General features: G+C 42.6%; 22 protein-coding genes. 12 read left to right on the forward strand and 10 right to left on the reverse strand.

The window, feature by feature from the left end:
* Nucleotides 1-5: 5 nt before the first annotated feature.
* Genes ACU696_RS20080 through ACU696_RS20090 form a run of 3 tightly spaced genes read left to right on the forward strand, consistent with a single transcriptional unit; the run spans nt 6 to nt 3,406 of the window.
* Nucleotides 6-1,040, forward strand: coding sequence for an ABC transporter permease (locus ACU696_RS20080; protein WP_004259206.1), 1,035 nt, complete (start codon nt 6-8; stop codon nt 1,038-1,040).
* A gap of 18 nt (nt 1,041-1,058) precedes the next feature.
* Complete coding sequence (locus ACU696_RS20085) at nt 1,059-1,922, forward strand: L-ribulose-5-phosphate 3-epimerase (RefSeq protein WP_109912666.1); 864 nt, start codon at nt 1,059-1,061, stop codon at nt 1,920-1,922.
* An 11-nt stretch (nt 1,923-1,933) separates the two neighbouring features.
* Nucleotides 1,934-3,406 (forward strand): FGGY-family carbohydrate kinase, encoded by a 1,473-nt coding sequence (locus ACU696_RS20090; RefSeq protein ID WP_110731643.1) that lies wholly within the window; start codon nt 1,934-1,936, stop codon nt 3,404-3,406.
* 63 nt (nt 3,407-3,469) lie between these two features.
* Here the strand turns inward: ACU696_RS20090 and ACU696_RS20095 are convergent, their stop codons facing one another.
* Complete coding sequence (locus tag ACU696_RS20095) at nt 3,470-4,816, reverse strand: phosphoethanolamine transferase (RefSeq protein WP_209101794.1); 1,347 nt, start codon at nt 4,814-4,816, stop codon at nt 3,470-3,472.
* Nucleotides 4,817-5,289: 473 nt separating this feature from the next.
* On the opposite strand from ACU696_RS20095, the gene ACU696_RS20100 reads away from it, so the two are divergent.
* The 4 genes from ACU696_RS20100 to ghrB are packed head-to-tail and all read left to right on the forward strand — an operon-like array spanning nt 5,290 to nt 9,336.
* Nucleotides 5,290-6,072, forward strand: a complete 783-nt coding sequence (locus ACU696_RS20100; protein ID WP_110731641.1) for a sugar phosphate isomerase/epimerase family protein — start codon at nt 5,290-5,292, stop codon at nt 6,070-6,072.
* A 4-nt stretch (nt 6,073-6,076) separates the two neighbouring features.
* Nucleotides 6,077-7,057, forward strand: coding sequence for a sugar kinase (locus tag ACU696_RS20105; protein ID WP_109912670.1), 981 nt, complete (start codon nt 6,077-6,079; stop codon nt 7,055-7,057).
* 13 nt (nt 7,058-7,070) lie between these two features.
* Complete coding sequence (locus ACU696_RS20110) at nt 7,071-8,351, forward strand: MFS transporter (RefSeq protein ID WP_109912671.1); 1,281 nt, start codon at nt 7,071-7,073, stop codon at nt 8,349-8,351.
* A gap of 10 nt (nt 8,352-8,361) precedes the next feature.
* On the forward strand, nt 8,362-9,336 hold the full coding sequence (ghrB, locus tag ACU696_RS20115; RefSeq protein WP_209101791.1) for a glyoxylate/hydroxypyruvate reductase GhrB: 975 nt from the start codon (nt 8,362-8,364) through the stop codon (nt 9,334-9,336).
* Between the two features lie 52 nt (nt 9,337-9,388).
* On the opposite strand, the gene ACU696_RS20120 is transcribed toward ghrB, so the two are convergent.
* The 3 genes from ACU696_RS20120 to dsdC form a co-directional block, all read right to left on the reverse strand.
* Nucleotides 9,389-9,856 (reverse strand): hypothetical protein, encoded by a 468-nt coding sequence (locus ACU696_RS20120; protein ID WP_109912673.1) that lies wholly within the window; start codon nt 9,854-9,856, stop codon nt 9,389-9,391.
* A gap of 125 nt (nt 9,857-9,981) precedes the next feature.
* Nucleotides 9,982-11,004 (reverse strand): LacI family DNA-binding transcriptional regulator, encoded by a 1,023-nt coding sequence (locus tag ACU696_RS20125; protein WP_226537983.1) that lies wholly within the window; start codon nt 11,002-11,004, stop codon nt 9,982-9,984.
* Nucleotides 11,005-11,065: 61 nt separating this feature from the next.
* Nucleotides 11,066-12,037: a DNA-binding transcriptional regulator DsdC gene (dsdC, locus tag ACU696_RS20130; RefSeq protein ID WP_209101787.1), complete on the reverse strand. Its 972-nt coding sequence runs from the start codon at nt 12,035-12,037 to the stop codon at nt 11,066-11,068.
* A 216-nt stretch (nt 12,038-12,253) separates the two neighbouring features.
* Here dsdC and dsdX point away from each other — a divergent pair, with 216 nt between their 5' ends.
* Nucleotides 12,254-13,591, forward strand: coding sequence for a D-serine transporter DsdX (dsdX, locus tag ACU696_RS20135; protein WP_109912675.1), 1,338 nt, complete (start codon nt 12,254-12,256; stop codon nt 13,589-13,591).
* Between the two features lie 12 nt (nt 13,592-13,603).
* A complete protein-coding gene (gene dsdA / locus ACU696_RS20140; RefSeq protein WP_209101783.1) occupies nt 13,604-14,938 on the forward strand; it encodes a D-serine ammonia-lyase in 1,335 nt (444 codons plus the stop codon).
* 69 nt (nt 14,939-15,007) lie between these two features.
* Here the strand turns inward: dsdA and ACU696_RS20145 are convergent, their stop codons facing one another.
* From ACU696_RS20145 to ACU696_RS20170, 6 genes are read right to left on the reverse strand one after another with little or no spacing between them, the layout of a single operon-like run.
* Nucleotides 15,008-16,069 carry an osmoprotectant NAGGN system M42 family peptidase gene (locus ACU696_RS20145; protein ID WP_209101778.1) on the reverse strand — a complete coding sequence of 354 codons (1,062 nt, stop codon included), beginning with the start codon at nt 16,067-16,069 and terminating at the stop codon, nt 15,008-15,010.
* 4 nt (nt 16,070-16,073) lie between these two features.
* The gene (locus tag ACU696_RS20150) at nt 16,074-16,844 is read right to left on the reverse strand and encodes a FadR/GntR family transcriptional regulator (protein WP_109912678.1); all 771 of its coding nucleotides are present in this window, start codon (nt 16,842-16,844) and stop codon (nt 16,074-16,076) included.
* A gap of 30 nt (nt 16,845-16,874) precedes the next feature.
* A complete protein-coding gene (locus ACU696_RS20155) occupies nt 16,875-17,678 on the reverse strand; it encodes an ABC transporter ATP-binding protein (protein ID WP_196718262.1) in 804 nt (267 codons plus the stop codon).
* A complete protein-coding gene (locus tag ACU696_RS20160; protein ID WP_110731636.1) occupies nt 17,678-19,492 on the reverse strand; it encodes a dipeptide/oligopeptide/nickel ABC transporter permease/ATP-binding protein in 1,815 nt (604 codons plus the stop codon). The genes ACU696_RS20155 and ACU696_RS20160 overlap by 1 nt, the downstream gene beginning before the upstream one ends.
* Complete coding sequence (locus ACU696_RS20165; RefSeq protein ID WP_004907851.1) at nt 19,489-20,436, reverse strand: ABC transporter permease; 948 nt, start codon at nt 20,434-20,436, stop codon at nt 19,489-19,491. Before ACU696_RS20165 ends, ACU696_RS20160 begins: the two co-directional genes overlap by 4 nt.
* Nucleotides 20,437-20,491: 55 nt before the next feature.
* Entirely contained in the window at nt 20,492-22,051 is a 1,560-nt protein-coding gene (locus ACU696_RS20170) for an ABC transporter substrate-binding protein (RefSeq protein WP_209101772.1), read from the reverse strand.
* A gap of 163 nt (nt 22,052-22,214) precedes the next feature.
* Here ACU696_RS20170 and ACU696_RS20175 point away from each other — a divergent pair, with 163 nt between their 5' ends.
* The 3 genes from ACU696_RS20175 (at nt 22,215) to ACU696_RS20185 (ending at nt 25,841) form a co-directional block, all read left to right on the forward strand.
* On the forward strand, nt 22,215-22,877 hold the full coding sequence (locus tag ACU696_RS20175; RefSeq protein WP_109912682.1) for a DUF1028 domain-containing protein: 663 nt from the start codon (nt 22,215-22,217) through the stop codon (nt 22,875-22,877).
* Nucleotides 22,878-23,798: 921 nt separating this feature from the next.
* Entirely contained in the window at nt 23,799-25,217 is a 1,419-nt protein-coding gene (locus ACU696_RS20180; protein WP_004907849.1) for an NAD(P)/FAD-dependent oxidoreductase, read from the forward strand.
* A 123-nt stretch (nt 25,218-25,340) separates the two neighbouring features.
* Nucleotides 25,341-25,841 carry a RidA family protein gene (locus ACU696_RS20185; RefSeq protein WP_004259262.1) on the forward strand — a complete coding sequence of 167 codons (501 nt, stop codon included), beginning with the start codon at nt 25,341-25,343 and terminating at the stop codon, nt 25,839-25,841.

Below are 25,841 nucleotides of genomic sequence, written 5' to 3' on the forward strand. Positions count from 1 at the left end.
TCACCATGAAAAAAAATGCTTTTTTTAAAATTGATGGCTCTGTTATCGGACTGCTTTCAATCTTTGTTCTGGCTATCGCCGCATTTAGTATTGCCATGCCAGGTCACTTTTTTACCCAAAACACGTTTTTAAGTATCACTTTTCAGTTACCTGAATTGGGCTTACTTACCTTTGCCATGTTTGTACCTATGTTAAGTGGCGGCTTAAACCTTGCAATTATTAGTACCGCTAACTTAACCGGCCTGTTTATGGCTTGGGTGTTTATCAATTACCTTCCGGTGGATGCAGGAACGGGTACACAGCTGATGTGGTTAGTCTTCGCATTAATTGGCGCAACCGTAATTGCGGTCATTATTGGTAGCTTAACGGGACTGATGATCTCCCACATCGGGGCACACCCTATTCTAGTCACTCTCGGCACCATGACGATTATCAGCGGTATTGGTGTTTACCTCACCAAAGGAGCGGCACTGAGTGGCATGCCGCCCATTGTTCGTGCCATTGGTTCCGATACCGTGCTTGGGGTGCCAATCGCGATGATTATTTTCATCGTTACCGCAATTCTCTTAGCGCTTTTTCTAGGCTGTACTCGGCTAGGTAAAAATATCTATATGAGTGGCAGTAATATCAATGCAACGTGGTTCAGCGGTATTCGTACCGACCGTGTCATGATTGCGATATACACCATTTCTAGTCTGTTATGTGTGTTAGCTGGGCTAATCATGATGGCTCGCTTTAACTCTGCACGTATGGGCTACGGAGATTCCTATTTACTGCTCACCATTCTTGCCATCGTATTAGGTGGAACTAACCCATTTGGGGGGGTTGGTAAGGTTAGCCGAGTGTTCTGTGCCTTATTGGTTTTACAGGTCATTGCGACAGGTTTAAGCCTGCTAGGCGTGAGCCTACACTTTAACCTCGCTGTTTGGGGGATCACGCTCATCTTGGCATTAGCATTCAAGTTCTTCAAAGAAAAATGGAGTGCTAAACGTGCGATGAACCGCAACCAACGCCTTAATAAAGCATCGACACAAAGTTAATTTTTCAAGGGGAAAACCATGCGCAAGCATCCAATTGGTATTTATGAAAAAGCATTACCGAAAAACAGCAGTTGGTTAGAAAAATTAGTTATCGCAAAATCTGCGGGTTACGATTTTGTGGAAATGTCAGTAGATGAAACTGACGAGCGTTTAGCTCGGTTAGACTGGAGCACCGCAGAACGCCTGGAAGTTGTTAGCGCCATTCAAGAAACAGGCATTCGCATTCCAAGTATGTGTTTATCCGGCCATCGCCGCTTTCCTTTCGGTAGCCATGATGAAGCCACCCGTATGATGGCCTATACCTTAATGGAAAAAGCCATTAAGCTCGCTCAAGACTTAGGTATTCGTACTATACAGCTTGCGGGTTATGACGTTTACTATGAAGAGCAAGATGCCGAAACGATTGCTAATTTCGAAAAAGGCATGCAATGGGTCAGTGAAATTGCAGCCGCTTCTCAAGTGATGTGTGCAGTGGAAATCATGGATACGCCTTTTATGAATTCCATTAGCAAATGGCAAACGCTTTCCGATAAGATTCGCTCACCTTGGTTCAGTGTGTATCCTGATGTCGGTAACTTAACCGCGTGGGGTAATGATGTCGAAAAAGAATTCACCCAAGGAATTGAACACGTCGCAGCGATTCACTTAAAAGATACGTATGCAGTGACCGAAACCTGCAAAGGCCAATTTCGTGATGTGCCTTTCGGCGAAGGCTGCGTAGATTTTGTTAATTTATTCAAATTATTAAAACGTTTAAATTACCGCGGTTCCTTCCTGATTGAAATGTGGACAGAAAAAGCCGATGAGCCGCTGATTGAAATTATCAAAGCCCGTCATTGGATGGAAGACAAAATGCAACAAGCAGGCTGGTACAACGCCTAAAGGAGCCGATAATGAATGCATTTTTTATGGGTGTTGACCTTGGTGGTACCGTCATTAAAGCGGGTATCTACACCGCAGAAGGCCAAGAAATTACCGTTGCTGAACATTCTTTTCCCACTGAGAGTCCACAAGCAGGTTTTAGTGAACGTAATATGGAGATGCTGTGGGAAGCGGCTTGCAGCGTGATCCGCCAAGCGATTCAAAATAGCCAACTCAGTCCCGCCCAAATTTCCGGTGTCAGCTTTTCTTCTCACGGCAAAGGGCTGTATTTACTCAATAGCCAAGGAAAACCGGTTAGAAATGGGATTGTGTCATCTGATTCACGCGCTCAATCTATTGTTGATGAATGGCACCAAGACGGCACTGCGGATAAAGCTTATCCATTGAGTTTACAGCAATTATGGGCTTCTCATCCTGTGGCCCTACTACGCTGGTTAAAACAATACGAGCCTGATAATTATCGTGATACTCAGCATGTTTTGATGGTCCACGATTACATCCGCTACCGTCTAACCGACCAAATTGCCTGCGAAGAAACCAATATTTCTGGTAGCCAATTATTTAACCAAACCCTGTCGAGCTATGATCCTAAATTATGCCAACTATTTGGTATTGATGAAGCAAATGACAAGCTGGCCCCAGTAATTAACTCAGCGCAATTAGCAGGAACGGTAACCCACAAAGCTGCTGTAGAATCTGGGCTTGTGGAAGGAACCCCTGTATTTGGTGGCTTCTTTGATGTCGTGGGTGCAGCGTTGGCGTCAGGGGTGAGTCAAAAAGATAAACTCAGCGCCGTAGCCGGAACTTGGACCATTTCAACACGTGTCTTCGATGAAATCGTGCCTTCAGATTACCCATACGTATGGAGTAAATACTGTATTCCAGGTACCTATTTTGTCCACGAAGGCAGCCCGACTTCCGCCAGTAACCTCGCGTGGTTCACTCGTCACTTCTTCAATCAACGTTTGCAAGATTATGATGTACTAAATCACTGTGTGGCTGAAGGGGCAACGCGGCCAAACGATATTCTATTTTTCCCTTGGCTGTACGGTTCTAACTACCACAGTAATTTGCACGGTGGTCTACTCGGATTAAGTTCACACCATACGGATGCCGATATTGTTTATGCTATCTATCAAGGGATTGTATTTTCACATTTATTGCACCAAGACCGTATCGTTGGACTTGATAATACAACTGAATCTATTCGCTTCACGGGTGGCCCAACACAGTCACCATTGTGGATGCAAATGTTCTGTGATGCCAGTAACTTGCCGTTAGATGTCGTCAACGTACAGCAATCAGGTTGCCAAGCTGCAGCACTTTGTGCCGCTGTCGGAACAGGTTACTACTCAGGTTTTGATGTCGCCATTGCAGCAAGTACCCCTAAAATCACCACTTACCAACCAAACACCGTTGGGTATCAACAGTTACGTGATAAATTTGCCCGTTTTAAAGCGGTTGCCGATGCATTGAGTCAATAACCTATTGAATAAAGATAATAAAGGCAGAACAGATAATTCGGTTCTGCCTTATTTTTTGACAAATTAATTGTCAGCGACGGCTTGGGTATTAACTGTGGCTGGTGATAATACGGTATCCTGCGGCAAGCTATCGTACTTCACAAACTCATCCCGTGGGAAAACAAAGACATCAATATCTTTTTCAGGTGTGATAGTCTCCGCTACGATACTTTTCGCTGGGGATGTTAGGTTAGTTTCTACGCCTAACCACGACGCGAAATAATCAAATAAATTCCACTCACTTAACGTTTCATCGCGAAATTCACGTTTAGTATCATCCGAATTGATGACCACTAATGGAACTTGATATGCCCCTTTCACGAGTTGACCATGACGTAAGTATAGATTTCCTTCTTTGATATACCCTTTATACTCTGCTTCCAGTGCTTTTACGTGCTGTTTATTAGCTTTGACTAGCCCTTGCCCATGGTCAGAAAAATATAAAATGGAGAATGGGTTATCCCCATTTTTATTATTTTCTTGCAAGATACTATAAATATCGCTAATAAAATCATCACTCAGTTTAATCGCTGAAACATAACAGTTCGCTATACTTCCCCAGCCCGTATCAAATTGCTCAGGGTTAATGTTGTAATTATTTTTAACGAGTTCACAAGCTCCTTTCGGCCAACCATCATGGTGAGGCCCCCACATATGAACAAAAATGACTTTTTCTTTATCGGATGGGTTATTTAACGCGGCTTTAAAGGCAGGTAACATTTTAAAATCATTGGTGAGTTTATTCACACTGTCATCAACGACAACCTTTTCTTGCACGAAAAGGTTGTCAAAACCAGGCTTGCTGTCTCTAACCGGTAAAAAATAATTCGCCTTTAGAAAATAATTTGTAAAGCCAATTTCATCATCACCAAAGCTGCCATTATTACCGATGTAATAGGTCTCATAACCCGCTTTATTGGCTAAATCAACAACCGAATTATTATTGTAATACGGCTTTTCATGGTGCTGTGTGATTGTATTTAAATCATTTTTCGCTAATGCACGCGTTAAGGTCGGTACCGTATTGGATGCTGCACTAATAAAATTATTGAAAAAACGTCCATTTACCGATGAAAGAAATGGTGTATTTTCTAATGGATAACCATAAGTATTCATATAATTTTTATTGGTACTTTCACCAATAATGACGACTTTTATCTTATATTTATCATCATTTTTTTTAGTAATTTGAATATCACTAGCCGTATTCACCCCATAGCAAAGATCTGCATTGCTTTTTGCTGCTTGGATTAACTCTGGTGTACAGGCTTTTTTATAGACTCCCGCACTTTCATTAGTATTTGCTTGAGCCCATGTAACGCTAGCTAACAGAAGCGCACTACAAAGTGCGGTTAATTTCATTACTTTCATATTCAGAACCTCATCTTCGTAACTTATTATTTTTTATGAGTTGCTGTGGTGTAGTCAGGGTAGAGTTTGTGAAATTAATGCAGTAATTGCACTAAAATTTCACACCTTGATTAATATATTGAAATATTATTTCATTGAAAGGCGAAGAAGACGAAATTGAGATACCGATAACAATAATTAATTATGAAGAATCACGCATTTATTAGGTACATTTTCATATTGCCTGTATATAAAAAAATAATAATCAATTAGTTATGGAATATAAATGTATTGATCAGAAAGAATAATAGGCGTTACACCCATTACATCTAGAGTTGTGATAAAGATCGGCAATTAAACATTTGTCGCTATTGGGTTAGTGATATAGCTCTGATTTTGCTCTTTTGTCACTAGAAAGCACAATGGAACCGGTTCCATAATGAGTTATTCGCAATGACAAATAGGCTAATGCCCTATTCAGAGAGAGGAAAGTCATGAGCAAACACATTATTGTTATCACCGCCGCCTATGGGGCACAAACCGTAAAACAATTAGGTGGCCAACAGGCTGTATTAGATATTATTCAAAACAGCCATGCGGATGGCGCAGAAATTCGCCAAGAACTCTTACTACCAAGCGATAATCTTTCGGATATTGCCAAAGGGTTACAATCAAGGCAGCTCACCGCCGTTTATTCCGTGCCTGACACGCTATTTCAGCAACGTAGCCCTATCGCTATCACTAAACTACAAGGCTATTTTGAAGATGCCAAACAACTTAATGCTCGCTTTTTAAAACTATCACTCGGTGAATTACCAGAAAATTATGATTTATCGGAAGTCATTAATCTTCTCAATCAATACAACACGCAGTTAGTGATCGAGAATGACCAAACCGAAGTCGGTGGCCATATTGCGCCTCTTGAACGTTTTTTTGCTGATGTAAAACACCAAAATATGCCTATAAAAATGGCGTTTGATATGGCGAACTGGTACTGGCATCGGGAAGATCCGTTAAAAGCTGCACATATTTTTGCTTCCCAAGTCGCTTACATTCACGTTAAAGCCTGCCAATTGCGTAGCAATAAACGCGTTGCTGTAGCACTTGATGACAGCGACGGCACATGGAAAGAAGTACTCAACCTTCTACCAAATGACGCTCCTTGTGGTATCGAGTTTCCGCTCGAAGGGCATGATTTACGCGCAGTCACTGAATACTATGTTTCTCTATTAAAGAACTTCTCTGTTAAAAGCTCTCTCAGTGAAAGGGGAAATTAATTTAATGAAAAATCAATTAGATGTAGTTACTCTTGGCGAAGCCATGATGATGTTCGTCGCCACGCAAACAGGAAAATTGCATGAGGTCGAAAACTTTGTTCGCCGTGCTGCAGGAGCAGAGCTCAACGTTGCTGTTGGCCTTTCACGCCTTGGGTTAAGAACAGGATGGATAAGCCGCTTAGGTAATGACTCTTTCGGGCGTTTTATCCAAGCCACATTAGATAATGAACATGTGGATACTCAATGTGTTACGGTAGACTCTCATTACCCAACAGGCTTTCAACTTAAATCTAAAGCTGAAAATGGAACCGATCCCATCGTGGAGTATTTCCGTCAAGGCTCTGCGGCAAGCCATTTAGATTTAACCGATTTTAATGAAAATTATTTCTTATCCGCACGCCATTTGCATTTAAGTGGTGTGGCAGCCGCGCTTTCACCCACCAGCTACCAACTGTCACTGTATGCCGCGAAATGGATGCGAAATGCAGGTAAAACACTATCATTTGACCCAAACTTGCGCCCTTCTCTATGGAAGAGTGAAACAGAAATGGTGAAACAGCTCAACCAACTCGCGTTTCAAGCTAATTGGGTTTTACCTGGCTTAAAAGAAGGCAAAATTCTGACAGGCTTCGACCAACCCGAGTCTATTGCTGATTTTTATCTCGCTCACGGTGTTGAAGCCGTTGTGATTAAAACCGGAGAACACGGCGCATATTATAAAACAGCGGATAACCAGCAGGGCATATCTCCTGCCGTTCATGTTAAACACGTCATTGATACCGTTGGAGCTGGCGATGGCTTTGCCGTTGGCGTCATTAGCGCCTTACTTGAAGGCTTAACATTACCGCAAGCTGTTGCAAGAGGTAATTTTGTTGGAGCAAGAGCCATTCAAGTTATAGGTGATAGTGAAGGTTTACCAACCCAAGCGCAACTGCAGCATGAAATGGCATTACTCTACGCAGCCACCACTAAAGCGGTATGTTAAAAGGAAATCGATTATGACAATGAATACTCCAGCAATGTCACGTTGGTGGCGCATCATGCCAATCGTGTTTATCACCTATAGCCTTGCCTATTTAGATAGAGCAAACTACAGCTTTGCCGCCGCCGCAGGTATCAATGCCGACTTAGGTATTACCAAAGGGATGTCGTCGCTACTCGGCTCATTATTTTTCCTTGGCTATTTCTTTTTCCAAATACCTGGCGCTATTTACGCGGAAAAGCGCAGTGTCCGCAAACTGATTTTTGCCTGTATTTTTCTCTGGGGAATTTTTGCTAGCCTAACAGGGATGGTCAGCAATATTCCGATGTTGGTAATTATTCGCTTTAGCCTTGGAGTCGTTGAGGCCGCAGTCATGCCTGCGATGCTTATCTATATCAGTAACTGGTTTACTCAGTCAGAACGGTCACGCGCCAACACCTTTTTAATTTTAGGCAACCCAGTTACAGTGCTGTGGATGTCTGTGCTATCCGGTTACCTCATTCAGGCATTCGGTTGGCGGGAAATGTTTATCATTGAAGGGGTTCCTGCGATTTTGTGGGCTTTTTTCTGGTGGAGAACTGCACGTGATAAACCCAGCCAAGTGAGCTGGCTCAGCCAGACTGAAAAAGAGACATTAGATAAAATTCTTAGTGACGAACAAAAAAATATCAAGCCTGTTCGCAATTACCGCGAAGCTTTTAAGTCTCGTAATGTGATTTTACTATGCGCTCAATATTTTTGTTGGAGCATTGGGGTGTATGGTTTTGTACTGTGGTTGCCATCTATTATTCGTGGGGCATCCAACCTTGGAATGGTAGAAACAGGCTGGCTTTCTGCCGTGCCTTACCTTGCTGCAACCTTAGCCATGATCCTCGTGTCATGGGCATCTGACCGTATGCATAACCGTAAACTATTCGTTTGGCCAATGCTTTTGCTTGGGGCGGTTTGTTTCCTCGGCTCATATCTGCTCGGTAGCACGAATTTCTGGTTCTCTTATACCTTATTGGTGATTGCAGGCGCTGCAATGTACGCTCCGTATGGGCCCTTCTTCGCTATCATTCCTGAAATGTTGCCAAAGAACGTTGCAGGTGGTGCAATGGCATTAATCAATAGTATGGGCGCATTAGGTTCATTCTTTGGTTCATGGTTTGTTGGCTATTTAAATGGGGCGACCGGTAGCCCAAGTGCTTCGTATATGTTTATGGGGCTCGCACTATTAGCCTCGGTCTTCTTTACCTTAATTGTCAAACCAAGCCAAGAACAAAATAGTGATGCGGTCATCACGAAACATGCTTAAAAGGGATACTATGAAACAGAACATTATTTTATATAAATCCATTCCCGCGGATCAACTTGAGCGGCTACAACAGCACTTTAATGTCACTGCATTTGACAGCATTACACCTGAGAATCTCGCTAACTTTAAACAAGCGTTATCCAGCGCTGACGGCATTATCGGGGCCAGTTATCCTATTACCGCGGGTGACATTGCCAATGCCCCAAATTTGAAAGCGGCATCGACCATTTCCGTTGGTATCGACCAATTTGATATTGATGCAATGAATACCAGAAAGATCGCCTTGATGCATACGCCTAATGTATTAACCGAAACAACTGCGGATACCATTTTTACGTTAGTGCTTTGCAGTGCACGCCGCATTATCGAAATGGCTGAAATGGTAAAAAATGGCCAATGGACAAAAAGCATTGGTGAAGATGCATACGGCAGTAATGTGAATGGTAAAACTATCGGCATTTTAGGTATGGGACGCATTGGCTATGCCGTTGCCAAACGCGCTCATTTAGGCTTCGGAATGCCGGTTCTCTATTACAATAACCATACCCATCCTGATGCAGAAAACCAACTTAACGCACGCCGTTGTGACCTCGATACGTTGCTGGCAGAATCTGATTTTGTCTGTGTCGTGCTGCCATTATCAGCATCAACCGAAAAGTTGATCGGTAAAAATGAGTTGGCAAAAATGAAACCCAGTGCATTTTTGATCAACGGTTCAAGAGGCCAGATCGTTGATGAAGCCGCGCTGATCGACGCATTAGAAAGAGGCACAATTCAAGGTGCAGGTTTAGATGTGTTTGAAGTTGAACCCCTTCCCTGCAACTCTAAACTACTCACGCTACCTAATGTGGTCGCACTGCCGCATATCGGTTCTGCGACCCATGAGACCCGCTATGCGATGGTAAAATGTGCCGTCGATAACTTGATTGCAGCCTTAAATGGCGATCTGAGCAAGAACTGTGTAAATCCTGAAATTAGGAAATAGCAGAAATACTATCGAGCCCTAATCATATAAATTAGGGCTTTTAAATAAAGAGTTAGTGGCTATGGGTACTGCCCTGACGAGCAAAATTTGTTCGCTCGCACTCCGTCAGAAACTGGATAGAATTAAGTTTACTGGTTGACGGCGCTAAATAATATAATCCGATGGTTTTTTGGCTGGGTGAGTAAATCTCCAACATGCCATTGACATCAGAATAAAAATCACCTTTGTTGATCACAACATTAAAATCTTTTATTTTCTCAACACGTTGCTGCTCTGTGCTTTTCACTAGCGGATAACTCATATACTCATAGCCAACAAAATCAACAACATTAATTTGATTATTATTGAAAAAGATTTGAACTTTACTGGCACCGGTGGGGAAGAAAAACTTACCATTACGCTCTATCGTGATGTGATTATAACTTTGGTCAACTTGGCAGGTATATTCTTTAACCTGACTTCTGGTGCTACACCCCGCTAAAATAAGGCTAGCTAGCAATAATATCCCTATCTTTTTCATATGTTCCCTACACTCTCAAAATGGTTATAACGTAATCTACATGCCAATATACCTGCAATACACCTTAAGCTAAATTGAAAAATGGTAACCAAATCTTAAGAGCCGAACAATTTAGCGTTCAAAAGCTACAATGTCGTCGATTTACGGATCAGCAATTCCCCATTAAATAAGTATTGCATTGGAGGTTTATCCGGGTTTTCCAGTTTTTCTAATAAGCACTCCACCGCCTTGTGCCCCATTTCCGCTGTCGGTTGAGACACCGAGGTCACCCCTTGCCCAGCTAATGCAGCCCATTCGAGGTTATCGAAACTTAAAAAGCCAATATCTGTCCCCCAGCGTAACCCTTGTTTATTCATGACATACGCCAGCTGCAAGGTCAGTACGCCATTGGCGGCGACAATCACTTTACGCATACCACGATGTGCAGTACAAAAATCAGCAACGATGGCTTCTAATTTTGCCGGATCAGGCAAGGTGACTTCATGAAATTCGCTTTGAATATGTTGATGATTCTGCGATAACGCTTGGAATGTCTGTAAGCGCTCTTGGCGTGCACTGTTATACACAATAGGCTCAGTAACGAAGCAAATCGCTTCGAACCCTTGTTCAACCAGATGATTAAAGGCCATTTGTGCGGATGCGGGGTTATCTAATCCAACCATATCGCTGGGAAAATTGTCGATTTTTCTATCTAATAAGACAAAAGGCAGGGTGGTTTCTTTCAGTACGTCAATAAATTGTTCGTTAACACCCGCTGAATTTATGATAAGCCCATCCACGCGGTAACCTTTTAACAGTTGAATAAATTGGCATTCACGTTCAATGCTGTTATCCGCATTGCAAACGACGGTCATAAAACCTTGTTTGATTGACTCGGCTTCCACCCCTTTTAGCACTTCAACAGAGAATGGATTACCGATATCGGCAATAATCAAACCGATCAAGCCTGTCCGCCCATGTTTCAAGCTACGCGCCATTTGGTTTGGCCGATAGTTTAATTCACGAATAGCGCTTTCAATACGTTGACGCAAATTATCTGAAAGCAAATGAAATTCACCATTCAAATAACGTGAGATACTGGTTTTCCCTGCCTGAGCTTTGGCAGCGACATCTTTGATCGTGGCAACTTTTTGCGTTTTCGGGGCCATAGCTTTCGGTTTTTCCATTCTCTAAAAACATCACCAAGTGGTTATCTTACTCGAATAAGTGTCATTTTACTTGCGGTATTGCGTTAACTTGCTGTTTTAGCCATTGAATAAATATATCTGCCTTTGGGTTTCGTTTTTCATTCAACATGGCAAAATAATAGCGTTGTTGGCACTTCAGCGAAATATCGCCAAATGGCATCACCAGTTCTTGTCGCTTCAGCCGTTTTTCAACCAATTGTTTACGCCCCATTGCCACACCGGCATGGTTCATTGCGGCAACAATCGCTAAATCGGAACGATCAAAGCACAGGTTGCGACGATGTGGAAACAGTGCCAACTGGTAATGCTCACTCCACGCTTTCCATTCATCATAATCGGAGTTGCTACTCCATGCCTGACGGTCATGTAATAAAGTGCAATTTTTTAGTTGATGAATATTATTAAGTAAATCATATTGCTGCGCGTATTGCGGGCTACAAACAGGCACAATAGATTCAGTCATCAAATCCTCACAATACAGATTAGATCTTGTCATATCATCATAATAAATAGCAATATCAATACCATACCCACGAAAATTAACATCATCGTTTCCCGTTAAGAGATTCAACTGAATTGAGGGGTATTGATTAGCAAAATCTGCAATTTTGGGGATTAACCAGCACTGAGCGATAGATGGCCGTGAATACACCGTCAGTTCACCCGAGATTTCTTGGTTTTTGATATCAATGATTTCTTGGTTAATATCATCCAAATTTTTACGTAGAGCCCAGTAAATTCGTTCCCCGTCAGAGGTTAGCTCAATACGCCGATGAAAACGCTCAAATAATTTAAACCCCAATTCCCCTTCTAACATGTTAATTCGGTGACTAACTGCACTTGGTGTTAACGAAAGTTCCTGCGCCGCTAAGGCAAAAGAAAGATGCCGTGCTGCTGCTTCAAAGGTATGCAAGCGCGATAGTTGATAACTTGATAGCCGTTTATTCCATTGAATAAATCCAGATTGCTCAAATTGATTGAAATTTTCCGACACAATGCCCCCAATAAAAACCATGATGCCTAATAATCCCTACAATACCCATTTTAAGATGAATTTAGGTGTCCCAAAGACTCTAAAATCCAATTTACATGACTAATATCACAGCCTTGGGTTAATTTAGTTCATCTAAACTGCATGTTTCATCGTTTGTCACCTCTGAATATTTATTATCCAATAGAAGAACAACAACAAGATGATCAGAGGTAGGATATGGACTCTACAATGTGGATGATTGGTACTTTAGTTATCAGTATTTTACTAATCATCGTTTCAATTATTAAGTTTAAGTTTCACCCTTTTTTAGCACTTTTACTCGCCAGCTTCTTTGTCGGTATCTCCATGCAAATGAACCCATTAGAGATGGTCAGCGCCATCGAAAATGGCATTGGGGGTACACTTGGGTTTTTAGCCGCTATTATCGGTTTGGGGACTATACTCGGTAAAATGATGGAAATCTCCGGTGCAGCAGAGCGCATTGGGGTGACATTACAAAAGAGCCGTTGGTTAACGCCTGACGTTACCATGGTGCTGATTGGCTTAATCTGCGGTATTACGCTGTTTGTTGAGGTGGGCGTTGTCCTGCTAATCCCATTAGCTTTTTCTATTGCGAAAAAAACCAATACCTCGTTATTAAAACTGGCTATCCCATTATGTACCGCACTGATGGCGGTACACTGTATTGTACCACCACACCCTGCGGCTCTCTTTGTCACAAATGAATTAGGTGCTGACATTGGTACAGTGATTGTGGCAGGGCTCGCAGTAGGCTTAGTCGCGTCATTAGTGGGTGGGCCGCTGTTCCTTAAGTTCTTAGGTGACCGCTTACCATTTAAAACGGTGCCAGAAGCCTTCTCTGACCTCGAAGTACGAGAAGAGAAAGATTTACCGTCTCTCGGTGCCACACTGTTTACCGTTTTACTGCCAATTATCCTCATGTTGATCAAAACAGCCGCTGATTTAAACATGAGCAAAGATAACCAGTTATTTACCTTTTTACAGTTTATTGGTAACCCAATAACCGCTATGTTTATTGCCGCTTTTGTCGCTTATTACATGTTAGGGATCCGACGTAATATGGGAATGAGCGTATTACTCAGCAAAACCGAAGAGAGTTTTAGCTCAATCGCTAATATTTTATTGATTATCGGTGCGGGAGGGGCATTTAACGGTATCTTAAAAGGCAGTGGGCTGAGTGACTCCTTAGCGATGGTGCTATCGGGTATTGATATGCACCCAATCTTACTGGCCTGGCTAGTGGCAATCATCCTGCATGCCGCAGTCGGTTCTGCCACTGTTGCGATGATGGGCGCAACTGCGATTGTGGCTCCGCTAATGCCAATGTACCCGCATATTAGCCCAGAAATCATGACATTAGCCATTGGTTCAGGCGCAATTGGTTGCACTATCGTCACTGACTCGCTGTTCTGGTTAGTCAAACAGTACTGTAATGCCACTTTAGCCGAAACATTCCGTTTTTACAGTGTCGCCACGTTGATTGCATCTTTCGTCGCGCTGGCAGGGACTTTTGCACTTTCATTTGTGATTTAAAAGAGAGTAATTATGACTCAGATAAATGTTGATAAGTTAATTGCTGACTACCCTTTAGTTCAGGACTTAATCGATTTAAAGCAAATTGCGTGGTTCAACCCAAATGTCACGACGACACAAGCGGGTTTGCCTTATGTCGGGCTAACCATTGAAGATGTGCAAGATGCAGAAGCGCGCTTAAATCGCTTTGCGCCTTATTTGATGAAAGCGTTTCCAGAAACTCAAGCAACACAAGGAATTATCGAATCTGAAGTTATCGATATTCCAAACATGCAAGCCGCGCTGGAAAAACGTTATCAAACGCCAATCACGGGAAAAATGTTACTGAAAAAAGATAGTCACCTGCCAATTTCGGGGTCAATTAAAGCCCGAGGGGGGATCTATGAAGTACTCACTCATGCGGAAAAACTTGCCTTAGCCGCCGGTATATTATCGACAGATGATAATTACGAAATTTTATTCTCTGAACAATTTCGCCAGTTTTTTAGCCAATACCGTATTGCAGTCGGTTCAACCGGTAACCTTGGTATGTCCATCGGCATTATGAGCGCTAAACTCGGCTTTAGCGTCAGCGTGCATATGTCCGCTGATGCCAGACAGTGGAAAAAAGACAAATTGCGTTCACATGGTGTGAATGTGGTGGAATATGAGCAAGATTACAGCATCGCAGTTGAGCAAGGCCGTAAAGAAGCCGAAAAAGATCCTAACTGCTTTTTTATTGATGATGAAAACTCAACCACCCTGTTTCTCGGCTATGCTGTCGCAGGCCTTCGTCTAAAAAGACAATTTTTAGAGCAAGGGATTACTGTGGATAACGACCACCCGCTATTTGTCTATTTACCTTGTGGTGTCGGCGGTGGCCCCGGTGGTGTCGCTTTCGGGTTAAAACTGGCCTTTGGTGATGCCGTCCATTGCTTATTTGCCGAACCAACGCACTCGCCTTGTATGCTGCTAGGAGTGCATACTGGCCTACATGATGGTGTGTCAGTCCAAGAAATTGGTATTGATAATATCACCGCCGCAGACGGGCTGGCAGTTGGCCGTGCATCCGGTTTTGTGGGGCGTGCAATGGAGCGGCTTATTGATGGTTATTACACCATTGACGATAGCGAAATGTATAACCTGTTAGGTTTACTCAACCAAACTGAGTCGATTAAATTAGAACCGTCAGCCTTGGCAGGTATGACTGGCTGCGTACATGTCACGCAAAACACGGGTTATTTGCAATCCAAATCCCTCACGCCGACGAAACTGGCCAACGCAACACATCTTGTATGGGCAACGGGGGGCGGTATGGTGCCTGTGAATGAGATGCAAAAATATTTATCACAAGCCAACCTAAGTTAACAATTAATGTATTCAACGCCCTCTTCGCGTTCAATGAGAAGAGGGCTTTTTAGTATCAACCACACCTTATTAGCTTTGTAATAATTGCCCCGGTAATGGCACTAAATCACTTTCAATATAACGTCTCACTAAGGTCGCGAGCGCCACTAACGAGTCCAAATGTGTCCTTTCCCAGCCGTGGGAGCTGTCTAGTGCGAAACACGCTAAAGCCGCACGAATATCCCATCCGGCATCAATGGCCGCAGCACTATCAGAACGATAATGTTTAAACGTATCGCGGACGTGAGGAATATCATACTGCTGGCATAATTGCAGCAAATGTCGTGTAATTGCCAAATCAAACGGGCCGGTTCTGTCACGAAAGGCTAAAGTCAATGCGTCATCTCGTGTGGTTTGATCTGGGGCAGAAACTGAGTTATCAATCGCTAGCAATTCTTGAACTTGCGGACCAAAACCGTGTGTTCCGCCAATTCCGACCTCTTCTGAAATTGTGAATATCATTTGGCAAGGTACCGCGGGCACAACGCCATCATCCACCAGTGATTTTAATGCGGCTAACATCACCGCACATCCAGCCTTATCATCCAAATGACGCGATACAATAAAGCCGTTATCAATAAATTCGGGTTGTGCATCAACCGCAACAATATCACCGACATTTAAGCCATGGGATTGTAAATCAGCGAAATTATAACAAGGGGCATCAAGGCGAATTTCTAAATTATCCCAATCCGCAATTTGAGTATCAACTTCAGTATTAAAGCGATGCCCAGACGCTTTTAATGGCAAAATAGTGCCGCGATATTGGTGATTGTCACTAAATACCGTCACTCTTGCACCTTCCGCAAAGCGTGCTGCCCATGTGCCTGTATTACGCAGTGCCAAGCGCCCATTTGGTTTGAGTTGTGTCACCATCGCCCCAAGCGTATCAAGGTGTGCGGCTAATGCACGTTTAGGTTCTTCAGAGCCAAGCGTAATATATAGCACTCCACGGCGTGTATATTTCGGCGTGAATCCCAACTCAGTCAACCATTGATGTGTCCGCGCAACGGCTTGTTCAGTCATCCCAACCGGGCTAGGCGTACATAACAATGTTGTTAATACAGAGGTCAGATATGCTTTATCTATCATTACGTTACCTATCTTCACTTAAAAAACGTTCTTGCAATGTGGCTTGTAGCGCTAACATAGCTTTTTCTGCGTAGGCCATGTGTGCTTCCATCACCGATTGAACCTTCTCGGCGTCTTTACGGCGTAAAGCCTCGATTAATTGATATTGGTATTCAATACCTTGGCGCCTGTCGACGGGCTCAGGTTTTAAATAAATGTCCTTACAAACAGCTAAATCTTTGAGTAAACGCTGTAAAAAGTGGCAAATAAACACTAATAAAACGTTATCGGAATAGCTGGCAACCACCGCATGAAAATCCAGTTCTGCCATCCGTTGCTGCCAGCGTTCGTTTTCATCTGCGGGTTCATGGTCATAAATGGCGATGGTATCGTATAGCTTCTGGATACCGTCATTATCGATGTTGTCAATCGCACTAACCGCAACCACCGGTTCTAGTAATTTACGTAACGTATAAATATCTTTGATTGATATATCCCGCGTAAACAAATAGTTCGATAACAAACTCATTGCTCGCGATTCAGTCATGGAATCAATAAACGCACCACCACCCGGCCCGGTTTTCGTTTTAATTAACCCTTGAACTTCCAGTGATTTCAGTGCTTCTCGCACAGTACTTTTGCTGGCGTTGTAATGTTCAATAAGTTCTTTTTCTTGTGGCAAACGGTCACCGGGTATGAGGTTATCGGCCATGATAGTTTCTTTTATTGCATTGACGATTTCATCAGTCCGCTTAATACGTACTGGTTCTATCGTTGTCGGCTTATTGGTGCTCATATTAGGTTCTCAACTGGTTTAAATAAGTTTCTAAGCGACTGAATCAACACGAATACGAGGGGCACTAGCCAATAAATTTCGCGTATATTCATGCTCCGGTGCGGCAAATAAGCTGCGGGTATCTCGACATTCTAGCAAATCCCCTAAATAGAGTACGGCGACTCGATCTGCTATTGATTCCACTACCGCTAAATCGTGACTAATAAATAAATAGGATAACGAAAACTGTTGTTTAAGTTGTTCTAGTAACAACAAAACTTGCGCTTGTACCGAAACATCCAACGCACTAACCGGCTCATCTAGTACTAATATTCGTGCATCTGCGGCTAAAGCTCTCGCAATGGCTAACCGCTGTGCTTGCCCTCCCGAAAACTCATGGGGATAACAAGCTAAAGCATCGATTGGCATATTGACGGCCTCAAGTAATTCCGCCAGCCGAGCCGCTCTTTGTGATGAGTTCATGTGTTTTAAATATTTCAACGGAACAGACAAAGTTTCTCCAACGGTTTTTCGCGGGTTCAAAGATGCGACAGGGTCTTGAAAAACATACTGAATGGCTTGCCCAAAAGCTCGCGCACCTTGCTGCTGCCACTCTGCACGAGTTTGTCCTAAGACAGTAATATCTCCTGAGGTCTCGCGGTCCAAGCCAACTAAAATACGTGCTAACGTACTTTTTCCTGAGCCACTCTCCCCAACCACCGCCAGAGTTTCACCTTCATAAAGTGATAAAGAAATATTTTTTAATGCATGAACTTGGCGCCCTCGAGGGTGAAATAGGCTTCTTGGCTGCCCGAAGGTTTTCACTAACTGATTAACCTCAATCACTTTTTTCATTAAACCTCCTGTGCCGATGTCAAATCATTACTATCGGGCTGATGACCATAGAGTTGTTGGACTTGTTTTAAAAACCCACGTCCTTCCCCTAACTTAGGTACACTGGCGATCAGACGTTGTGTATAAGGATGCTGAGGCTGCCGTAATACCGTTTGCGTATCACCGGTTTCGACTATCTCACCTTGCTGCATCACCGCAACACGGTCGCAAATTTGGTTAATGACCGCAAAATCATGGGTAATAAATAAGAGCGCAACACCGCGATCACGGCGTAGCTGGTCAAGTAATTCTAGAATTCGCGCTTGTACTGTGACATCTAATGCGGTGGTCGGCTCATCAGCAATAATCAACACGGGGTCATTAGCCAGAGCCATTGCGATCCCTACCCGCTGGCGCTGTCCGCCCGAAAGCTCATGGGGATAGGCATCGAAACGTTCTCGCGCATCTGGGATCCCGACGCTGTCCAACAATTCAATGGCTTTGTTTTTCGCCTCATAGAGTGACAAAGATTGGTGAGCGGTGATGGCCTCACGTAATTGCACACCGATGGTAAACTGGGGATGGAGCGTCGTCAGTGGGTCTTGGAAAATATATGAAACCTTCGCACCGCGACGGCGCTGCATAACAGATAGCGGCAATGACAGCATTTCTTCGTGTTCCACATAAATTCCCCCCGCCGTAATCAATGCCGGAGGTGATGCGAGCAGCCCCATCACAGATAAAGCGGTGACACTCTTACCCGAGCCGCTTTCCCCAATTAACCCTAGACACTCCCCCGCCCCAACAGTAAAACTGATCCCTTTTACAGTTGAACGTAATTGATTTCCTTGGCGAAAAGCAACCGACAAATCTTTGACTTCTAATACCGCTTGTTCACCTCCCGTTTTCGCAGGAATATTAACTCTATCGGTTTGTGTCATTGGTTGTGATCGCTGTAAGGCTCCCGATTTTAACCGGGGATCAAGAATGTCACGCACGCCATCCCCTAGCAGGTTAAAACTAATCACAATAAGAAAGATCATAATACCTGGTACCAATGCCACATGAGGAGCGACAAACATCTGTGCGCGCCCTTGTCCTAGCATTGAACCTAAGTCTGCATTAGGTGGCTGAGTACCTAGCCCTAAAAATGACAAACCTGCCGTCTCTAAAATCATCCAACCGATGGTCGTTGACATAGTAACCACAATGATTGGCAAGACATTCGGTAACACTTCCGTTAATAGGACTTGTAAATGGTTTTTACCTGACAACCTAGCTGCTTGAATAAAATCCCTATCGCGTAAACCCACTGTTAACCCACGAATATTCCTAGCAAAAAAGGGAATATTCACTAATGCGATCGCATATAACGCATTGAGTAACCCTGGCCCAAGTACCGCGACAATGGCTAATGCCAATAGAATGTATGGAAATGCCATTAGCATATCAATACAACGCATCAATAATGTATCGGTGCGATGGCCGACATACCCAGCCACTAAACCAATCAGGGTGCCGAATATTGCAGCGATTAGTGTTGCTGAAATACCGACTAATAGAGACACTCGCGTTCCCCACAGCAATCGAGATAAAATATCTCGCCCTAAATGGTCAGTACCTAATAAATGACCAGACGAAAAAGCGGGAAGTAGCCGATTAACTAAATCAGTTTCATCAGGATTAGCAAGGGGGAGCCAAGGCGCTAAGAATGCCAAGAGCATAATGATAGATAAAGTAAATAGCCCCAAAGTTGCTAGGCGGTTCGCTAGCAGTAACGAGCCGACCGATTGGCGATGACGATGCTGAATAACAGGGGTCACAGATTGGCTCATGATTTCAACCTCGGGTCTAATATGGCTTGCGCAACATCCGCAAGTAAATTGATAAAGACATAGGACGCCGCGGCAATCAATACGCCCCCTTGGACTAAAAACAAATCACGAGTTGCCACAGCCTTCACCAACATGGCGCCTAGCCCCGGCCATTGAAAAACGGTTTCAATATATACCGCCCCACCAAAAACAAAGCCCGCTTGGATACCAATGACGGGAATGACGGAAACTAATGCCATACGAAATGCATGGCGGAAAATCACTTTGCGCTCACTTAAGCCTTTTGCCCTTGCGGTGCGAATAAAATCAAGTCGCAGTACTTCTAACATTGCTGTGCGCGTCAAACGTGCTATCACCCCTGTCGCAACCAATGAAAGCGTCACAGCAGGTAAAACAAGGTGATGCAATAAATCGCTCAGGCCACCGCCTTGCCAAATATCGTACATTCCAGATGCCGGAAACCATTGTAATTGAACAGAAAAAAGCATAATCATCAATAAACCAATCCAAAAAGATGGCATTGAGATACCCAATAAAACGGCGAGTGTAATAAATCGGTCACTCCAACTAAATTGACGAATGGCAGAAAGAACCCCGGCCAATAGCCCTAAAATTGAGCTGAGTAACAGCGCACTTCCGCCCAAAATTAATGTGGCAGAAAATCGCTCTAAAACCTCATCAACAACAGGTCGGTTAAGGACAAATGAGCGGCCAAAATCTCCCGAAATCAAATTATTCATCCAAATAAAATATTGCTGATATAACGGCTTATCCAACCCAAGCTCTGTTTTTACTCTAGCCACATTTTCAGGAGTCGCCCAAGGGCCAAGCAGTGCTTGAGCTGGCTCTCCAGGGATCATTGCCATGATAAAAAAGACAATTAACGTCAAACCAATCAGTATGGGTATGGTCGCTAAAATGCGTTTCAAACAGTATAACCACATAGTTTTTCCCCATAAAATCAAATAATTAATTGAATAGCTAACTCACATTAATTAATCAATCTTTACGAACGTCTTTAAGTAATAAGTTAAAATTAGGCTGCAATTTGAAATGCTTAACATGCTCATTAGCGACCGCATTTTGCTTCCAGTTCGCCACAAACAACCAAGGTGCATCTTGATGAACAATTTTTTGAACTTGTCGATATAACTGAGCGCGCTCCTCAAGGTTATTTGTGACCCGCGCTTTATCTAACAATTCATCCAGTTGCTTGTTACTGTAATAACCGGAGTTAAATCCGCCTTTATCCGGCCAAGAAGCGCTATGCAAGGTTAAAAAAGGTAAGGTATCTGGGTCATTCGTCATCCACGCCATTTCGGCCATATGCGCTTGTTTGAGACCTGCATTGACCTTGGATAAGTAGGTATTCCACTCAAAGGTTTGAATTTCGACAGCTAAACCAACCGCTTTTAGGTCAGCTTGAATAGCAGTAGCCATAGGAATCGGGTCTAACATTCCTGAGCCCCCTTCGGTGACATAAAAAATAATTTTTTGCCCTTGTGCCCCCGCTTCTGCTATCAATTGGCGAGCTTTTTCAGGGTCATAAGGGTAAGCGTTGGTTTCTTCATCAAATGCCCAATCGAAAGCTGATGAAATCGGACCTTGTGCGACGCCTGCGGAGTCCTGAAGAATATATTTCACAATATTTTCTTTATTTACCGCGTAGTTAACTGCTTGCCTTACACGCACATCATCAAACGGTGGCTGAGACGCATTAAGCATGGCATACCAAACATGAGGTCCTACAGCTTCATAAACATGGAAGCGGTTGTCATTAACAAATAACGGGACATTATCAGCAGGGACTTCAACCATGGCATCAATCCCCCCTGATAACATTTCGGCTACCCGGGTATTGGCGTCAGTAATAGGCCGAAAAACAACATGTTGTAAGCTGGGTTTACCATCCCAATAGTCTTCATTAGCGGATATGACAACACTTTGGTTTGCCGTCCATTCATCAAATTTAAAGGGGCCTGTTCCGCTGGGATGGCGACTAAAGTCTTTGTCATATTGCTTTACTGCTGCGGGTGAAACAATCAGCCCTGCGGGTGTGGCTAAGTTTGATAAAAACGGGGCAAACGGTTCTTTTAAGGTAAAAACCACAGTCTTGTCATTCGGGGTTGTAATCTTGTCTATCGCAGAGAAAAAAAACGATAATGGGAATGGCCCAGTATGGTAATACGGGTGCTGGTTATCCAACATTCGTTCAAACGTGAATTTGACTGCATCCGCGTTGAAGGGGCTGCCATCATGGAACTTTATATTCTCACGCAAGTGGAAAGTGTATGTGAGGCCATCATCACTAATAGACCATGATTGGGCTAAAGCAGGTTCAAGCGTTAATGTGCCATCAGCATTACGAACTAACCCTTCGTACAAGTTAACCAAAATTCGGGAATCATTCGCAGCGGTTGCAACTTGCGGGTCTAATGACTGCGGCTCTGCAACTTGCCCTAATAACAAAACATTCGGGTGGTTCACCGCCAATGTCGGTAGCGAAATAAAGCATAAAAGCCAAAAACTGGCTATCCACCTACATAAACGCATATTCATTCGCTCCTCCCCGAGTACTGACATTGCCATATGATTGTGAAGTGTGATTTGTGTCAATTTTGTTAATAATTTTATCTTTTTCTTTATTTATGATGATAAATTATATTTCAAGCAAGAATTTATAATGATAAATTTGATCAAGGTCTAATTTATGAGGTGCAAAATGACATTTTCAATTGTGGCGCGCTGCCCATTGACAGGAAAAATAGGTGCAGCGACGGCAACAGGTGGTCCTGCGGTTGGAGCATTAGTCTTACACGGTAAAAGCCAAACGGGAGCCATCGCCACTCAAGCAATGACAAACCCAATTGCAGGCTTAACCGGTATTGAATATTTGCAGCAAGGCCATAATGCAAATAACAGCTTAGACTACCTTGTAACGCAAGATATTGAGCGGAAGCAACGACAGCTGATTGTTCTTGATAATCATGGAGGTACAGCTGATTGGACCGGCCAAAATTGCTTACCTTGGTGCGGAAGTTTATCGGAGCCTAACTTAGCCATTGCTGGAAATATGTTAGTTGGAGAGCAAGTCCTGAATGCCATTTATCAGAGCTACCATAACAACTCACATCAAGCTCTGGCTGATCGATTACTCATCGCCATGCAAGCAGGTGCAGATAAAGGTGGTGACTACAGAGGGATCCGTTCCGCTGCATTAAAAGTATGGAATAACCGACAATATCCAGATATCGATATTCGCAGTGACTGGTCAGAAGCACCGCTATCAGCGCTTTCCATCATTCTTCAACAGGTTCGTTCCGAAGATTATGCTGATTTTTTTGCACAAATTCCTACAGGAAATGAATATATCACTCGTAATTGATGCTATTTAGGTGTGTATCGACTAATAATGTAAAATAATTTAATGATATACACCCTGAAACAAAATGGTTAATAAATCATTTTATTATTAACTCAATGAATAATTATGTATTTTTTTATTATTCTTAATTCTTTCATTCATCCAAAAAAACTATTTTATAATATATTCTTAATAATTGATTTCTATCTTGCAGCATCTTAATCATTTGCTGCACAGTAGTGGAAACCAAAGTCTCTAATTATTTAGCTATAATACTCAAAGTAATCACAGCGACTGGTTTTTCGTAATCTACAAATGCACTTTGTTAATTTATCAAGATTATTAACCTTAATAACAATTAGGTTATTACCCTCACTCAATTACTACGCTAAAAAATAGATGAAAACAAAATAATCATAATTATCAATAAATTAAAAAACACCACCTAGATGTATAAAATACATACAAATAAGTGAGTATTTTTAAATCAATATGAATTATATTACTCTGACTCTACGTATAATTAATAATCAAACGAACAAAAAATAACTCATTTATTTCATTTAAAACATATTTTTTATATTCACTCCCCCCTTTAGCATTTAAGGGATATTCAGCACTTTCTTCTGTGATGAAATATTCATCCCTTATTTTGGTTTCACTCTTAATAACACTATTTAAGCGAAATATTTATATTTACACCTGTACACTTTTCATGACAGTTAGTTATAAAAAATAATAAATCATAAATTAGAAAAACAGCATAATCTCCGACAAACCCTTTACAACACTGACAATATCAATTTACTTTCGCGAATCATTCACCCAACTTTATTAACAAATGCTACCCATACTTAATAATTATGAAATATATGATAAGATCATAATCTCAATTTGAAATTATTTACTATATAAAAAACAAGATTGTTATTGAGGTTATAGATGAAAATCTCGAGAAGAAAGCTATTATTAGGGGTTGGTGCTGCTGGTGTTTTAGCAGGGGGTGCTGCGGTTGTTCCTATGATCAATCGTGAAGGTCGTTTTGAATCGACTAAATCACGTGTACCAGCTGTTGCTGGCACAGAAGGCAAATTACCAGAGTCTGCAGATGCAGTCATCATTGGTGCCGGCCTTCAAGGGATCATGACTGCAATTAACCTTGCTGAAAAAGGTCTTAATGTTGTTATCTGTGAAAAAGGTGTTGTCGGTGGTGAGCAATCAGGCCGTGCATATAGCCAAATTATCAGTTATAAGACTTCCCCAGCTATTTTCCCTTTACACCATTACGGAAAAATTCAATGGCTTGGCATGAACGAAAAAATCGGTGCTGATACCAGCTACCGTGTTCAAGGCCGTGTTGAAGTACCTTCAAGCGAAGAAGATTTAGAAATTTCAAGAGCGTGGATTAAATCTGCATCTGAAAATCCAGGTTTCGATACACCTTTACGTACCCGTATGATTGAAGGAACTGAACTGGCGAATCGTCTGGTTGATGCACAAACTCCATGGAAAATCGGTGGATTTGAAGAAGACTCAGGTAGCCTTGACCCTGAAGTTGTCACACCAACCATGGCAAACTACGCAAAATCAATCGGTATTCGCATCTACACCAATTGCGCAGTACGTGGTATTGAAACGGCGGGCGGCAAAATTTCTGATGTTGTCACAGAAAAAGGTGCAATCAAAACTTCTCGTGTTGTTCTGACGGGCGGTATTTGGTCGCGTCTGTTCATGGGTAACTTAGGCATTGATGTTCCAACACTGAACGTTTACCTATCACAACAGCGTATTACTGGCGTACCAGGCGCACCAAAAGGTAACGTCCACTTACCTAACGGTATTCACTTCCGTGAACAAGCTGATGGTACCTACGCCGTTGCGCCACGTATCTTTACTAGCTCTATCGTAAAAGACAGCTTCCTGTTAGGACCAAGATTCCTACACGTATTAGGCGGCGGGGAATTACCATTAGAGTTCTCTCTTGGTAAAGATTTATTCAACTCCTTCATGATGGCAACGTCTTGGAACTTAGACGAGAAAACACCTTTTGAAGAGTTCCGTACCGCAACTAATACACCAAACAACGAACACTTAGATGGCGTTCTGGAAAGACTGAGAAAAGAATTCCCAGTATTTAAAGAGTCTAAAGTGGTTGAACGTTGGGGTGGTACCGTTGCACCAACAGATGATGAAATTCCAATTATTTCAACAATCGAGCAGTATCCAGGACTAGTCATCAACACCGCCACAGGCTGGGGTATGACGGAAAGCCCTGCATCTGGTCGATTAACGGCAGAATTGTTAATGGGCGAAACACCATTTATCGATCCTACGCCGTATAAACTTTCCCGTTTTAGCTAAAAAACAGGAAAAAAAGCGATTTTTACTGTGGATCTATTAGCGAATAGTTTAAAGTTACATGAAAGTTTAATTTTTGATAAAACTAATAGATCCTATTTACTTTGATAATGTTAAGGAGTTTACATGCGCTATAAAACTTTATTGCTTTCTCTGCCTTTGATTTTAGGTGTAGCAAGTGCGAATGCAGCCGATGATGTTAAACGCGTTCCAGTGAAAGGATTCCCTATCTCTGAATCAGTAGAAATCAACGCGGGCAACCTCATTTTCCTAAGCGGAAAAGTTCCTTCTAAAATCTCTGCTGACGCAAAAGAAGGCGTTTTAGAGTCTTATGGTAATACCGAAGCACAAACAATCAACGTATTAAAACAAATCCAAGCTAACCTCGAAGGTATGGGCTTGACGATGAATGACGTTGTTAAAATGCAAGTATTCTTAGTTGGTGGTGAAGAAACTCAAGGTACTATGGACTTCGCTGGCTTTATGGCTGGTTACAACAAGTTCTATGAGTCTGAGAAAATTACTAATCTGCCAGCTCGTTCTACCTTCCAAGTCGCTAAACTGGCTAACCCAGCTTGGAGAGTAGAAATCGAAGTGACAGCGGTACGCCCTGCTGCAAAAAAATAA

The sequence above is a fragment of the Providencia sp. PROV_01 genome, from assembly GCF_053098325.1.